This window comes from Micromonospora sp. NPDC049529 (assembly GCF_055586685.1).
Map to the genome: position 1 here is coordinate 375,668 of NZ_JBVJHT010000003.1, position 13,248 is coordinate 388,915.

The 13,248-nt window shown below is 73.0% G+C and carries 12 protein-coding genes; 4 read left to right on the plus strand and 8 right to left on the minus strand.

Going from position 1 to position 13,248, the window contains the following annotated elements; all coding sequences use genetic code 11:
• Positions 1 to 239 precede the first annotated feature (239 nt).
• Positions 240 to 1,217 (plus strand): ferric reductase-like transmembrane domain-containing protein, encoded by a 978-nt coding sequence (locus ACZ6QQ_RS07010; RefSeq protein ID WP_465874909.1) that lies wholly within the window; start codon positions 240 to 242, stop codon positions 1,215 to 1,217.
• The gene (locus ACZ6QQ_RS07015; protein WP_465874910.1) at positions 1,214 to 2,539 is read left to right on the plus strand and encodes an NAD(P)/FAD-dependent oxidoreductase; all 1,326 of its coding nucleotides are present in this window, start codon (positions 1,214 to 1,216) and stop codon (positions 2,537 to 2,539) included. Before ACZ6QQ_RS07010 ends, ACZ6QQ_RS07015 begins: the two co-directional genes overlap by 4 nt.
• 92 nt (positions 2,540 to 2,631) lie before the next feature.
• Here ACZ6QQ_RS07015 and ACZ6QQ_RS07020 read toward each other — a convergent pair whose 3' ends face one another.
• Positions 2,632 to 3,294, minus strand: a complete 663-nt coding sequence (locus tag ACZ6QQ_RS07020) for a hypothetical protein (RefSeq protein ID WP_465874911.1) — start codon at positions 3,292 to 3,294, stop codon at positions 2,632 to 2,634.
• Between the two features lie 187 nt (positions 3,295 to 3,481).
• Between ACZ6QQ_RS07020 and ACZ6QQ_RS07025 the strand changes: the two genes are divergently transcribed.
• Positions 3,482 to 3,889, plus strand: a complete 408-nt coding sequence (locus ACZ6QQ_RS07025) for a GIY-YIG nuclease family protein (RefSeq protein ID WP_465874912.1) — start codon at positions 3,482 to 3,484, stop codon at positions 3,887 to 3,889.
• Positions 3,890 to 3,895: 6 nt separating this feature from the next.
• Here ACZ6QQ_RS07025 and ACZ6QQ_RS07030 read toward each other — a convergent pair whose 3' ends face one another.
• A complete protein-coding gene (locus ACZ6QQ_RS07030) occupies positions 3,896 to 4,651 on the minus strand; it encodes an SDR family oxidoreductase (protein ID WP_465874913.1) in 756 nt (251 codons plus the stop codon).
• 102 nt (positions 4,652 to 4,753) lie between these two features.
• Here ACZ6QQ_RS07030 and ACZ6QQ_RS07035 point away from each other — a divergent pair, with 102 nt between their 5' ends.
• Positions 4,754 to 5,614 carry a helix-turn-helix transcriptional regulator gene (locus ACZ6QQ_RS07035; protein ID WP_465874914.1) on the plus strand — a complete coding sequence of 287 codons (861 nt, stop codon included), beginning with the start codon at positions 4,754 to 4,756 and terminating at the stop codon, positions 5,612 to 5,614.
• A gap of 469 nt (positions 5,615 to 6,083) precedes the next feature.
• Here the strand turns inward: ACZ6QQ_RS07035 and ACZ6QQ_RS07040 are convergent, their stop codons facing one another.
• The 6 genes from ACZ6QQ_RS07040 to ACZ6QQ_RS07065 form a co-directional block, all read right to left on the minus strand.
• A complete protein-coding gene (locus tag ACZ6QQ_RS07040) occupies positions 6,084 to 6,860 on the minus strand; it encodes an anti-sigma factor family protein (RefSeq protein WP_465874915.1) in 777 nt (258 codons plus the stop codon).
• Complete coding sequence (locus ACZ6QQ_RS07045; RefSeq protein ID WP_465874916.1) at positions 6,857 to 7,549, minus strand: sigma-70 family RNA polymerase sigma factor; 693 nt, start codon at positions 7,547 to 7,549, stop codon at positions 6,857 to 6,859. Before ACZ6QQ_RS07045 ends, ACZ6QQ_RS07040 begins: the two co-directional genes overlap by 4 nt.
• Before the next feature lie 140 nt (positions 7,550 to 7,689).
• Entirely contained in the window at positions 7,690 to 8,547 is an 858-nt protein-coding gene (locus tag ACZ6QQ_RS07050; protein ID WP_465874917.1) for a spermidine synthase, read from the minus strand.
• A 101-nt stretch (positions 8,548 to 8,648) separates the two neighbouring features.
• A complete protein-coding gene (locus tag ACZ6QQ_RS07055) occupies positions 8,649 to 9,623 on the minus strand; it encodes a hypothetical protein (protein ID WP_465874918.1) in 975 nt (324 codons plus the stop codon).
• Positions 9,620 to 12,100, minus strand: a complete 2,481-nt coding sequence (locus tag ACZ6QQ_RS07060) for an AAA family ATPase (protein ID WP_465874919.1) — start codon at positions 12,098 to 12,100, stop codon at positions 9,620 to 9,622. The genes ACZ6QQ_RS07055 and ACZ6QQ_RS07060 overlap by 4 nt, the downstream gene beginning before the upstream one ends.
• On the minus strand, positions 12,100 to 13,245 hold the full coding sequence (locus ACZ6QQ_RS07065) for a metallophosphoesterase family protein (RefSeq protein ID WP_465874920.1): 1,146 nt from the start codon (positions 13,243 to 13,245) through the stop codon (positions 12,100 to 12,102). Before ACZ6QQ_RS07065 ends, ACZ6QQ_RS07060 begins: the two co-directional genes overlap by 1 nt.
• Positions 13,246 to 13,248 lie beyond the last annotated feature (3 nt).

Consider the following 13,248-nt stretch of genomic DNA (forward strand, 5'->3'; position numbering starts at 1 on the left):
CAATCCGGGGCCACGAAGATACGGAATTCTTAGGTCTTACTTAAGTGGAACTTATGTCGGCGGCGATCAACCCCGGACATCGTCCGTTCGGCCGATGGGTACGGTTCAATGCCCAGGCCACAAGGTTGGTCAGGGTCGCCTTGACTTTTGCGCCCAGGGCACCATACTGGCTGGTAGCCCTGAATGATATAGACACCCGGCGTTAGGTCGGTGCCATCTGGAATAGGAGGACCGCTGGCGTGCGCAGTGCGCAGGAAAGTGTGCATCTCATCGCCGCGACCGTGGGATTTATTTCATTCTTCCTGCTCTGGCTCGCGGTGCTGTCCGGCCTGGTCCTGCGCAACGGCTGGGCGTTGACCCGGATCCGCCATTCGACCGCCCACGCCACCCATTCCACGATCGCCCTGCTCGGGCTCTGCCTCGGCCTGGTGCACGCCCTCACCCAGCTCGCCTCACCCGGTGGCCCGGTCCGGCTGGTCGACCAGTTCATTCCCTTCCTCAACCCGGACGACCCGATCGGGATCGGGGTCGGGGTGATCGCGCTCGAACTGCTCCTCGCCACCACGCTGTCCGTACTGATCCAGCGTCGGCTCGGGTACTCCCGGTGGCGGGCGCTGCACGCGCTGACGTACGTGGCGTTCATGCTGCTCGTCGCGCACGTGCTGATCTCCGGCTCGGATGTCGGCCCGCCCGCCGTCTGGGGCAGCGTACTGGTGGCCTGGCTGTCCACTGTCGCGCTCTGGTTCACCACCACACCCTGGGCCGGCGACCTGCGGCGCGACCTCGGCGACCGGTTCGCCGCCCGACGACGCGGGCAGGAGATCACCATCGACGTGGACGCCAACCGGTGCGCCCGGTTCGGCTTCTGCGAACACGAGGCACCGGACGTGTTCACCCTGCGCGGGGACGGGCGGCTGGCGTACCGGTCCATGGTTGCGGCCGACCAGACCAACGCGGTGATCCGAGCCGTCGAGGTCTGCCCGGCCCGGGCCATTACCCTCAACCGGGTGCCGACCACTGTGCTCACCCCGCTCCCGGTCACCGACCCGGACCTCGGACCGGCGGCGGAACCCGAACCGAACACCGATCCCGACCGGCCCACCCGCGCCGCCCGACGCCTCCGACCCCGTCCGGGCCCGCGTTCCGTACCCTCACGCAGCGGCACGGGAACCTCGGGCGGCGGCACGGGGGTGCACCGCCGGGACGGTGCGCCGTGAGGCGGCGTGGACCGCACTCGGCGTACGACCGGATAGTGGTGGTCGGTGCCGGACGGGCCGGGGTGGCCGCCGCCGAGGAACTGCGCCGGGCCGGTTTCCGGGGTGACGTACGCGTGCTCGGCGGCGAACCGGACGCCCCGTACGACCGACCGGCCTGCTCGAAGGGGCTGCTCACCGGACACCGGCGACCGAGCGACGTACGCATGCCGGTGCTCGACGGTGCCGACATCACCTGGCATCTCGGCCGGCGCGCGGTGCACCTGGACCCGGACCGCCGGATCGTCACCACCGACACCGACGAGCGGTTCCGCTACGACGGCCTGGTGATCGCCACCGGTGCCCGTGCCGCGCTGCCCCGGGACTGGCCGGTCGGCGAACCTGGCCTGCACACCCTGCGTACGCTCGCCGACGCCTGGGCGCTGCGCGGTGCCCTGCGCGACGCCGACCGGGTGGTGGTGATCGGGGCCGGTCTGACCGGCTGCGAGGTCGCGTCCGCGGTACGCACCCTGGCCCGCGACGCCGTACTGGTCGACTCGTCGCCGTACGTCCTGGGCCGCGCGGTCGGCGAGACCGCCGGTCGGCTGGTGACGAAGGAGGTGGCCCGCGACGGGGTGCAGTTGCGGCTCGGCCGCCGGGTCACCGGACTGAACCGGCGTCGGCGGGGCTGGCTGGTCGAACTGGACGACGGCGACGAGATCCACGCCGACCTGGTCGTGACGACCACCGGCGAGCGACCCGACGTCGACTGGCTCGACGGCAGCGGACTCGACCTCACCGACGGGGTGTTGTGCGACGAGAGCCTGCGGGTGCTCGGCGCCGAGGGAATCGTCGCCGCCGGCACCGTGGCCCGCTGGCCGAACCTGCGTTACTCCGCCCGGCCGGTCCGCTGTGGACAGTGGATCGCCGCGCTGCACCAGGGACGGGCCGCCGCGCACACCCTGCTCGCCGGGGACCGGGAGGTGCCCCCGGTCACCCTGGTGCCCCGCTTCTGGTCCGACCAGTACGGGCTGCGCATCCAGGTCTGCGGCCAGTTGCCGCAGCACGCCGAGGTGACCGTCACCGAGCTGCGTCCCGGTCGCCGTGACGTGGCCCGCGCGGGGGTGCTGGTCGGCTACCACGACGAGGGTCGCCTCGTCGGACTGGTCGCGGTCAACGCTCCGCACGCCTTCACCTCCGTCAGCCGCTCCATGCTCGCCAGCACGGTCACCGTGCCCGCGCCGGTCTCCGTCCCGGCTCCCGCGCCGGTCCCGATGCCGGAACCGGCCGTCGGACCCGTCGCCGAACCGGCCGCCCCACGGCGGCGGCTCGCCGCCGCGAGCTGAACCCGTACCGATCCAACCGGTACCAACCACCACCGGCGACGGCCGGCCGCGCCCTGACGGCAACGGCCGGCCGCCGCGTCGGTGGCCACCGATCAGTACGAGTACGAGTCGCCGCCGGTCTCGGCGGCACCGCCCTCGCCGTCGGCTGGCAGCGGAACCGGCTTCGGGGTGCCCTCGGGCAGGCAGCTCAGGTTCTTCTTGCCGTCCGGCGCGACCACGAACCAGGTGCCGCCGACCTTCTGGCCCTTCCACTGGCCCGGCTTCAGGTCACCGATGTAGCGGTAGACCGGCCAACCGCCGATGGTGAGCTGACGGGTGCCGTCGTCGCGGGTCACCTCGCCGACCTTGTCCTCGGCGACACCGGTCAGTTCGGTGTTGCCGTCGGTGAGGGCCGGCGGCCAGAGGATGGCGCAGTCACCGTTGCAGTTGCTGGTCGGCGGGTTGGCCGAGTCCTTGTCGAAGCGGTAGAGGATCCACCCCTTCTGGTCGGTGACCACCTCACCCATCTTGGCGACCTTCTTGCCGTTCAGTTCGGTGGTGAGAGGGGCGTTCGGCTTCGGAGCGGCGGACTCCGACGGTTCCGGAGTGGCGCTCGGCGCTGCCGCCGCCTCGGCCGCCGCGTTCGCCACCGGTTCGGTGTCGGCGGCGGCCTGGGTCGCGTCGTACCCGGCCGGGGCGCAGGCCGTCAGTGCGGCCACCACGGTCATTGCGGCCAGCGTGCTCGCAATGGTCGCGGTTCGCTTGATCAGTGCCACGTGTCCTCCTCAGCTTGGCAGGTCACGGGGAAGTACGCGGATCCCCGCCGAGCGGATGAGGTGATAGACGGTGGACAATTTCACAGCAAACCGTTGAACTGTCGCGGACGGATTCCCGTACCCATCTGATCGGCGGCGGAGGTCCGGGTGAGGTGACAGCGGTGGCCCGGATCAGTAACGTCCGGGCATGGTCAACATCACGTACGCCGATCTGCTGGCGGGTTTTTCGGTCGCCCAGCCGTACACCGTCGAAGCCGCCGCCGGCGCTCCCAGCTCACCCGGCGTGCACGTGGTCCTCGACCAGGGTGCGGTGGTCTACGTCGGGTGGACGGGGAACCTGCGGCGGCGGCTCCGGCAGCACCTGACCGGCAGCCGGGGGTCGTCGGTGCTGCACGACCAGGTCGGCCAGCTCCTCGACACCCCGGACAGCGCGGCGTCGGCCGCCGACATCGCCGACTGGCTGGGCCGCCGCACGGTCCGCTGGCAGCAGATGGACAACCCGCAGGGTACGAAGGAAGCACTGGTCGTGGCGCTGCACCCGTGCTTCAACCGGCAGGTGCCGAAGCAGCGCCGCCCCGCCGCCGGTGTCGGGTAGCGGCGGTCACCAGGGCAGCACCCCGTACACGTCGTTGCCGCCGTCCATCAGGAAGCCCCAGAGCATGCCGCTCGGCCCGTCCGCGCCCAGGGTCGCCAGGTGCACGCTCACCTGCGCGCCCTGGTCCGGCGTACGGAATCCGCCGTGGTTGTTCAGGTCGGTGGCGCAGTAGCCGGGATTCGCCGCGTTCACCTTGATCGGGCCGTCCCGCAGTTCCTTGGCGTACATGGCGGTGACCATGTTCAGTGCCGACTTCGACGACGGGTACGGCACCGAGGCGATCGGGAACAGCGGGTGCGCCGGATCGCTCAGCAGGCCGATCGAGCCGACCTCGCTGCCGACGTTGACGATCCGCGCCGCCGGGGCGGCCAGCAGCAGCGGCAGCAGCGCGTTGGTGACCGCGACGACGCCGAAGACGTTCGTCTCGTACACCTCGCGCAGGGTCGCCAGTCGGGTCTCGCTCGGCCGCCCGGTTCCGTCGCCCCGGGCGATGCCGGCGTTGTTGACCAGTACGTCCAGGTGGGCGTACCGGTCGGAGACCCACTTCGCGGCCGCCGCGACCGACGCCTCGTCGGTGACGTCGAGTGCGACGGCGTGCGCGTCGGCGCCGTCGGCGCGCAGTGCCCGTTCGGCCTCCCGGCCGCGCTGCGGGTCGCGGGAGCCGAGCAGCACGGTGTAACCGCGTTCGGCGAGCTGCCGGGCGGTGGCGAACCCGATTCCCTTGTTCGCCCCGGTGATCAAAGCGGTCAGGTTGGTTGTCATGGGCCGAGCGTGCCGCCGGACGGGACCGGTCGGGAGAGACCGGTCGAGGCTGGTACCACCGGTACCACCCACAACCGGTCGGGGCGGAGCACCATGGAACCCATGACGACGGCGAACCCCTCCGGGCTGCGGCGCGACGAGCTGGCCGCGTTCCTGCGCAGCCGGCGGGCGAGGCTGCGTCCGGCCGACGCCGGCCTGCCCGAGGGCATCGGGCGCCGTACGCCGGGGTTGCGCCGGCAGGAGGTGGCCCAGCTCGCCGGGATGTCGATCGACTACTACATCCGGCTGGAGCAGCGGCGGGGCCCGCACCCGTCCCGGCAGGTGCTGCTGGCGCTCTCCCGGGCGCTGATGCTCACCCGGGACGAGCGGGAGTACCTGTTCCGGGTCGCCGGGGAGAACCCGCCCGCCACCGTCGGACCGAGCCGGGAGGTGACGGCCGGCGTACGGCACCTGATCGACGCGATGGTCGAGACCCCCGCGTACGTCGTCGACGCCACGTACGGCGTGCTGGCCTGGAACCGGTTGGCGACGTACTTCGTCGGGGACCTGGCGGCGGTGCCGGAGTCGGACCGGAACATGATCCGCTGGATGTTCCGTCGGCCCGCCACCGACCCGCACTGGAACGAAGCCGACACCCTCCGGTTCGCCCGCAGTTCGGTCGCCGACCTGCGGGCCGCGTACGGGCGTTATCCGGGAGATCCGGGGATCGAGGAACTGGTCGCCGAACTGCTGGCCACCTCGACCCGGTTCGCGGACCTGTGGGCGGACCACGAGGTCGAGGTCCGGCGGCGGATCATGAAGCGGGTGACGCACCCCGAGGTCGGTCCGCTGGAGTTCGAGTGCCAGGTGCTGCACCTGGCCGACTCCGACCAGCGGATGATCGTCTACGTGGCCGAGCCCGGTTCCGTCACCCACGACGTCTTCCGTCGCCTCGGCGGCCGGGCCGACCTGCCCACCGCCTAGGGTTCCCGTCCGCGAATCGGGAATCCCCGTCGTGGCCGCCGACCGGCGGCAGAGTGGTCGCGGCACCACCACGTCCCCCGTGAGTGGTGGGGCCAGCCCCCGGTGCAAGCCTCCGGTCAGCGGGATTTTCCGGGCACACCACGCTGCGTAGCGTCGGTCCGGCAAGGTCGCCACCGAGCACAGAGGAGACACGTCCATGGGGGAACACACCAGGCGGAGCCTGTTACGCAGCACAGCCATCGCCGCAGCGGCCGGCGTGGCCGTCCATCAGGGACTGACGGCGGCACCCGCGACGTCTTCCACCACGCCCTGTCCGTCCGCCCGTAACCCGGATCGGCAACCGCCACCGGCCCTCGCCCGGGCCGGCCCGCCCGCAGGGGCGGTCGGCCCGGGCACTACGAGTACGTGTCGCCGAACTCTCGTACACCGGCGACGTCGAGGGTGATGGTTCTCCGCCCAGGCGCCACGCTCAGAGGGGAATGGTGACCAGTGCCGTCGCGGCTCCCTTGGCGTCGATCGCCTGGATCTGCATCCGGTCGATGTCGGCCCGCTGCGCCGAGGTGGTGCTCTGCAGCAGCAGCGGTTCCGGGCGGGCCGGCGTGCCGTAACCCTCCGGCGGCACCTTCCAGCTCGACAGCACCTCCGGCTCACCGTTCTTGCGCAACACCACCAGTCGGCAGACCCGAGGACCGGTGAGGTTGCTCAGCGCGAACGAGATCTGGGTGCCGAACGGCCGGTCGTCCAGGAGCAGGTCGGCCTTGACCCCGGTGCTCTGGTCGGTGACGGTCAGCTTCTCGCCCGCACCCAGTTCGGGGCCGCCGAAGCCGCCGCCCGGATTCGGCGGGTTGCCCGTCGAGGCCGGCGGCCGTGGGGTGGGCAGGGCGGTCGGGTTCGACCCGCCGCCGACCCAGCTCGCCCCGGCCACCAGGGCCAGCCCGCTCAGCAGCGCCACCACGACCACACCCGCCGCCAGGCTGAGGATCCGCCGGCTGCGGGCCCGGCGCCGGTCCAGGCTGACCACGTTCAACGCGCGGGTGACCATGGTGTCGTCGGCGGTGGACCGCTCCATCACCGCCAGGTCGTCCCGGTCGACCTCGCCGAGCAGGTCGACCACCGGCAGCAACTCTTCCAGCTCACCGGCGCAGGCCCAGCAGTCGGCCAGGTGCTCCTCGAACCGTACGGTGTCCTCTTCGTCGAGCACGCCCAGGGCGTACGACGCGACGTCGAAGTGGTCGGACCGGCTCATTCGGTCACCCCCCGCTGTTGCAGCGCGGTCCGCAGGGCGCGTAGCGCGTAGTAGACCCGGGACTTGGCGGTGCCCAGCGGCAGCCCCAACTCCTCGGCGGCCTCCGGCACCGTGCGGCCCCGGAAATAGGTGGCGACCAGGATCTCCCGATGCGAGTCGCTCAGTGTGCGGAGTGCGTCGGTAACCGTCATCAGGCGGAGCACCCGTTCGGTTTCGTCGGCTTCGGAGAAGGTTTCCAGATCCCGGTCGTAGGTTTCCGCCGGCCGGGCCTGACCGCTGCGATGTTCGTCGATGACGATGCGCCGGGCGACGGTCACCAGCCAGGGCCGTAGGGACGTCTGTCCCTGGGCACCGAGCCGGTGCGCGTTGCGCCAGGCACGCAGGAGCGTTTCCTGTACGACGTCCTCGGCCCGTTGTCGGTCGCCGCCGGTGAGCCGGAGCACGAACATCAACAAAGGGCCGGCATGCTGCTCGTAAAGGAGCCGAACCAAATCGTCTGAACGGTTGGCCTCGGCTGATCCGGATTGGTGGCGGCCGGTAGCCGATCGTGGCGTCACGCGCCCATCATTGCCGGCCGCGAATCGGGCGTCGATACCGCCCCCGCCTTCGATATCCCGTCGGGGTCGGGGGGCGCGCACCCAGTCCGCCCGGACCAGGTCGACAGGCCGCTCTTCGGTCACCGTGTGCATTCACCCCTCCGCTTCCCGTCATCCGGGCACCGTGGGGTACGGATTCCGACCGGCTCCGGATCAACCGTGGCCGACCGGATCCTCGGCGAGGCGAAAACAGCCCGGTGCGAGGCGGCTCACCCGACCTCCTGTGGCCGGGATCACCCGGCGATGCCGAAGGTGCCGGCCGGTGGCGGGGCGGAGGCGGTCGCGGTGGCGTCCACCACGACTTTGGCGCCGCCGGTGAACCGATCCAGCTCCTCGTCGGCCAGCACCCGGCCGGGAAACCAGTCACCGGCCGCACGCCGGGTCAATTCGGCCACCGGCGGTGGCACCCGTCCGGCGACCAGCACCAGGTTGCCGTACCGGCGGCCGCGCAGCACCGCCGCGTCGGACACCAGGCAGGCCAGCGGCAGCACCGACCGGACCGTGGCGACCTGACCCCGGACGTGTTTCAGCGGCGGCCCGTCGGCGATGTTCACCAGGTACGTGCCGGCCGGGCGGAGCACCCGCGCCACCTCGGCGGCGAACTCGACCGAGGTGAGCCGGGCCGGGGTCCGGGCACCGGCGAACACGTCACCGACCACCAGGTCGTACGAGTCGTCGGGTGAACCGGCCAGCGCCTCGCGGGCGTCGGCGACCCGTACCTTCAGCCGGGCCTGCGGGGGCCAGGGCAGTTCCCGCCGGACCAGTTCGACCAGGGCGGCGTCGACCTCGACCACCCGCTGGGTCGAGCCGGGGCGGGTCTGCGCCACGTACCGGGGCAGGGTCAGCGCGCCGCCGCCGAGGTGCAGCACCCGCAGCGGCGCACCGGTCGCGGCGACCAGGTCGATCGCGGCGGCCATCCGCCGGACGTACTCGAACTCCAGGTGGGTCGGGTCGTCCAGGTCGACGTGCGACTGCGGGGCGCCGTCGAGATTGAGCGTGAACGATCGCGGCCGGTCGGGGTCGGGCACCAGCTCGGCGAGCCCGGTGTCGACCCGTACGGCGAGCCGGTCCGGACCTCGCTTGCGTGCCATGTCGCCCAGTATCGCCGTTACCGCCCGGCGGGGCCGGCGACCATGGCCAGCGTCACCGGGGCAGTGTCACCGGGCCGGCGACCATGGCCGGAGTCACCGGGTCAACGCGGTACCCGGTTGGCGCTCATGGTCAGCGTGCGGTGCAGCAGCCGGGCGTCGCCGAGCAGGGCGCGCAGCCGCCGCTCCAGCCCGGCGATCGGGATCAGGTTCTGCGGCGCCCGCGGATCCTTGTACGGCGACGAGGCGAACCGGGGCAGCGTCACCAGGGACCGGTCGGCGAGGCCGATCGCCTCCGGCACGTCCAGCTCGGCCGAGCACTCGACCCGGACGATCCCGGCCCAGGGGGCGCCGGTGGTGCCGGGCAGCCGCAGGTACCAGGAGTAGCCGCCCCAGGCGGTGCCGAGCTTGAACACCGGGGACCGTTCACCCGCCGCCAGCCGGGTCACCACGGCGGTCAGCCCGGCGTCCAGGTATTGGCTGTGCTGGGTCTTGATGTAGCCGATGGCGCGCGGCAGGTCGCGCCGGTTGCGCAGCGGCCCGTCCAGCACCAGCAGGTCGTCGTCGGTCCTGGCCGCGTCGGAGACCTCGACCTCCAGCGCGGTCAGCGGCCCCTGCACGGCGGCCGGCAGCTTGCTCAGCTCACCGGTGCCGCCGACCCGGTGCAGGGTGTAGCGGACCTGCCCGGCGAGCACGTCCCCGGCCGACGGGCTGGCGGTGAACAGCCCCCGGGCGACCTTCGACCCGGCCAGTTCGGCCACACCGCGCCGCAGGTCGCAGCGGACCACCCCGGCGGCGTACGAGGCGGCGATGCCCGGGTACGAGGCACCGTCGTCCTCGCGGGTCCAGACGCTGGCGTCGATCCGGCGTACCCCGTCGACGAGCAGCACCACGTCCGGCGCCCGCAACCCGTCCGGTACGCCCACCGCCCGCCACTGCTCGGCGGGCATCTCGACGGTCGCGTCGACCTGTGCGCTGCTCGGTGCCGCCGGCCCGCCGGCCGCCTCGAACGAGGCCCCGTAGGAGGGGTCCCAGCCGTCGACGTAGTAGCGCGGCGGTGGCGCCTGCACCCCGGTCATCCGATCCGCTCCACCCGTGCGGTACGGGCGTCCTTGCGGACCTCGAACCGGACCGGCACCCGTTCGGCGAGCGCCGGTACGTGGGTGACCACGCCGACCATCCGGTCACCTCGGGCGGCGAGCATCTCCAGGGTGGCCGCGACCGTGTCCAGGGTGGCCACGTCGAGGGTGCCGAAGCCCTCGTCGAGCAGGATCGACTCCAGGCTGGCGGTGGTGGTGGACAGGCCCGCGAGCTGTTCGGACAGGGCCAGTGCCAGGGCCAGGCTGGCCTGGAACGTCTCCCCGCCGGACAGCGTCCGTACGCCCCGGCGCAGCCCGGCGTCGTGCTGGTCGACGACGTAGAACTCGCCCTTGTCGTGGGTCAGCTCGTACTGCCCGCCGGTGAGGTCGCGCAGGATCCGGGAGGCGCCGTCGACGAGCAGGTCGAGGGCTTCGGCGAGCAGCCAGCGTTCGAAGTTGTTGGCCCGCAGGTGCCCGGCCAACGACCGGGCCGTACGCGCCTGCGTCTCGTGCACGGCCCGTTTCTCGGCGAGTTGTTCGGCCTGCTCGCGTCGCTGTGCCAGGCGCCGCTGTTCGGCCTCGGCGGCGACCACCGCGACCGCCGCCGCGCCCACCGGGTCGGTGCCGGCCCGGCCCGGTTCGGTTCCGGCGGCGGTGAACAGGGCGGCGATCCCGGCGACGGCGGCGTCGACACCGTCGCGGGCCCGGTCCACCTCGGCGGCGGCGTCGACCCGGTCGGCCCGGCGCCGGTCGACCTCCCGTCCCGCCCAGTCGCGCAGGGTCGCCCAGGCGGCGGCGAGGTCGTCCCGGTCGACGGCGGGCGGGCCGAGCCGGGCGATCCGGTCGCGGGCGGTGTCGAAGTCCCGCCCGGCGAGCCGGACCCGTTCCTCGGCCGCCTCGACGCCGGCCCGCGCCCGCCGGGACGCCTCCCGTGCGGTGCGCACGGCCGTACCGGCCTGGTCGAGTTGCCCGCGCAGCCGGTCCAGGGCGGCGAGTTCGCGGCGCAGGGCGGCCGGGCCGGGGGAGTCGGTCAGTCGGGTGTCCAGTTCGGCCAGGGCGGCGCCGAGCTGCTCGTGCCGGGCGCGGGCCCGGTCGAGGTCGCGTTCGAGGGCGCGGGCGGCCCGGTCCCGTTCGGCGACCACCTTCGCGGCGGCGTCGGCGGCGGTCCTGGCCGCGTGCCCGGCGGCCTCGGCGGCGGTCACCGTGGAGCCGGCCGGGACCGCCGGCACCACGTGCACCTCCTGCTCGCAGACCGGGCACGGCGCCCCGGCGACGAGGTGTCCGCGCAGCGCGGCGGCCCGGTCGGCGGTCTGCGCCTCCTGGTACGCCCGGCGGGCCGCCTCCAGCTCCACGCTCGCCCGTTCGGCGTCGACGCGGGCCCGTTCCAGTGCCGCCAGCGCGGCGCCGTGGTCGGTCTCGGCGCCGGTCAGCCCGGCCCCGAGGGCGTCCGCCTCGGCGGCCACCCGGTCCCGTTCGGTGTGCGCCTGCAACAGCAGCCGCAGCAGGGTCGGGTCGCCGGCCGAGGCCAGCTCGCCGCGTACCTTCTCCTCGTGTTCCTCGGCGAGGGTGACCGCCGCGACGGTCTCCGCCGCCGCGGCCCGCGCGTCGGCGACCGCCTGCGCCACGGCGGCGACGTCGGCCGGCGGGTGGATCCGGTCCAGTTCGGCGAGTTCGCCGTCGAGGGCGGTCAGCCGGGCCGCCGCCGCGTCCGCCGCCGCGCGGGCCCGGTCCAGTTCGGGTACGGCCGCCCGCACGTCCTCGGCGAGCCGGTGCATCGTGGCGACCTGCTCGGTGGCGGCGGCCAGGGTGGCCTCGTCGGCGTCGGTGAGCCCGACCAGCACCTGGTCGACGGCGGCGAGCTGCGCCTCCGCCTCGACCGCGCGTTTGGTCGCACCCTCCTGCACCTTCTGGTAGACGCCCAGCCCGAGCAGGTTGACCAGGATCTCCTGCCGGGCGGCCGGCTTGGCGTGCAGGAAGTCGGCGAACTGCCCCTGCGGCAGCACCACACAGCTGGTGAACTGCTCGTACGGCAGACCGACGGCGGTCAGCACCGCCGCGTCCATCTGGGCCGGGGTGCCGGCCAGGGCCTCGCCGAGGTCCTCCGGGCTCATCCCGGTGTCGAGTTTGGTGACGTCGAAGCCGTCGGGCATCCGTTGCAGCCCGGCGTTGCCGGTCTTGACGTTGCCCCGGCTGTCCCGCCGGACCACCCGGGTCGCCACGTAGCGGGAGCCGGCGGAGTCGAAGACCAGCCGGACCCGCGCCTCGACCGCCGACGGGGCGAGCGCGTTGGCGATGCCCCGGCCCCCGCCCCAGCGCGGCACGGTGCCGTACAGGGCGAAGCAGATCGCGTCGAGCACCGTCGACTTGCCCGAACCTGTCGGCCCGACCAGGGCGAAGAAGTCGGCGTCGGTGAAGTCGATCGTGGTGGGCTCCCGGAAGACGGTGAAGCCCGCCAGGTCCAGCCGGAGCGGACGCACTACCGGTCCACCTCCTCGTACAGCTCGTCGAACAGTTCGCGTACGCCGTGCTCGTCCGGGGCCCGGCTGTCCAGGTAGTCGCCGAACAGTTCCCGCGCCGACCGGCCGGCCCTCGGTGCCGACCGCACCCGCCCGGCCGTGGACAGCATGTCCGGGTCGACCCGGACCTCCAGTGCGCGGGGGAGCAGGGCCTGCACCTCCTCACGCAGCCCGGCCCGGGGCGTCTCCCGGACGAACACCCGCAGCCAGCCCTCCGGTGCCTCGATCTCGCCCAGCTCCGCCAGGGTGCCCCGGACCGTACGCAGCGGCGAGGCGGCGGTGATCGGCACCTCGCGTACGCGGGCGGCGGTGCTGGTGGTGACCTCGACGATGGTGACCGAGGGGCGGTTCTCCTCCTCGCCGAAGTCGATCGCGAGCGGGCTGCCGCTGTACCGGATCGGGGCCGGGCCCGGCACCTGCTGGGACCGGTGCAGGTGGCCCAGGGCCACGTAGTGCGCGTTGGTCGGGAAGATCGTCGCCGGCACCGCATAACCGAGTACGGTCTGCGACTCCCGCTCGCCGCCGCCGGCCATCGCGCCGACCACGGTCAGGTGGGCGGTGAGCAGGTGCACCCGGTCCGGTTGGGTGAAACTCTCGGTGAGCCGCCGGATCAGCCGCCCGATGTGGTCGGCGTACGTCTGGTTCGCCTCGGCGGCGGTCAGCTCGTACATCTCGGTGGCGCGGATCGCGTACCGCTGGGACAGGAACGGCAGCGCGACCAGCCGCCACCGCTCGCCCGTCGCGGTGACGCCGTCGACCAGGTGTTCGTCCGGGGTGTCCCGGACACTGCCGCGCAGCGCCACCCCGGCGGCGTCGGCCCACGGCCGCAGCGCGTCCAGCGCCGGCCCGTTGTCGTGGTTGCCGCCGACCGCGACGACCTGCGCCCCGGTGTTACGCAGCGCGGTCAGCGCGCGGGTGACCAGCCGGGTCGCCTCCGGGGTGGGCGCGGCGGTGTCGTAGAGGTCACCGGCGACGATCACCAGGTCGGGCTGCTCGGCGCGGGCCACCTCCACCACCTGGGTCAGCACCGCCACCTGCTCGGCGACCCGTGACTGTCCCTTGAGGACCTTGCCGATGTGCCAGTCGGAGGTGTGCAGGATCTTCACGGT

What these genes read in the sequence shown, in the direction of transcription:
- ACZ6QQ_RS07025 (WP_465874912.1), top strand. Translation starts at nt 3,482, where the DNA reads ATGGTCAACATCACGTACGCCGATCTGCTGGCGGGTTTTTCGGTCGCC.
- ACZ6QQ_RS07040 (WP_465874915.1), bottom strand. Translation starts at nt 6,860, where the DNA reads ATGAGCCGGTCCGACCACTTCGACGTCGCGTCGTACGCCCTGGGCGTG.
- ACZ6QQ_RS07030 (WP_465874913.1), bottom strand. Translation starts at nt 4,651, where the DNA reads ATGACAACCAACCTGACCGCTTTGATCACCGGGGCGAACAAGGGAATC.
- ACZ6QQ_RS07045 (WP_465874916.1), bottom strand. Translation starts at nt 7,549, where the DNA reads ATGCACACGGTGACCGAAGAGCGGCCTGTCGACCTGGTCCGGGCGGAC.
- ACZ6QQ_RS07035 (WP_465874914.1), top strand. Translation starts at nt 4,754, where the DNA reads ATGACGACGGCGAACCCCTCCGGGCTGCGGCGCGACGAGCTGGCCGCG.
- ACZ6QQ_RS07055 (WP_465874918.1), bottom strand. Translation starts at nt 9,623, where the DNA reads ATGACCGGGGTGCAGGCGCCACCGCCGCGCTACTACGTCGACGGCTGG.
- ACZ6QQ_RS07050 (WP_465874917.1), bottom strand. Translation starts at nt 8,547, where the DNA reads ATGGCACGCAAGCGAGGTCCGGACCGGCTCGCCGTACGGGTCGACACC.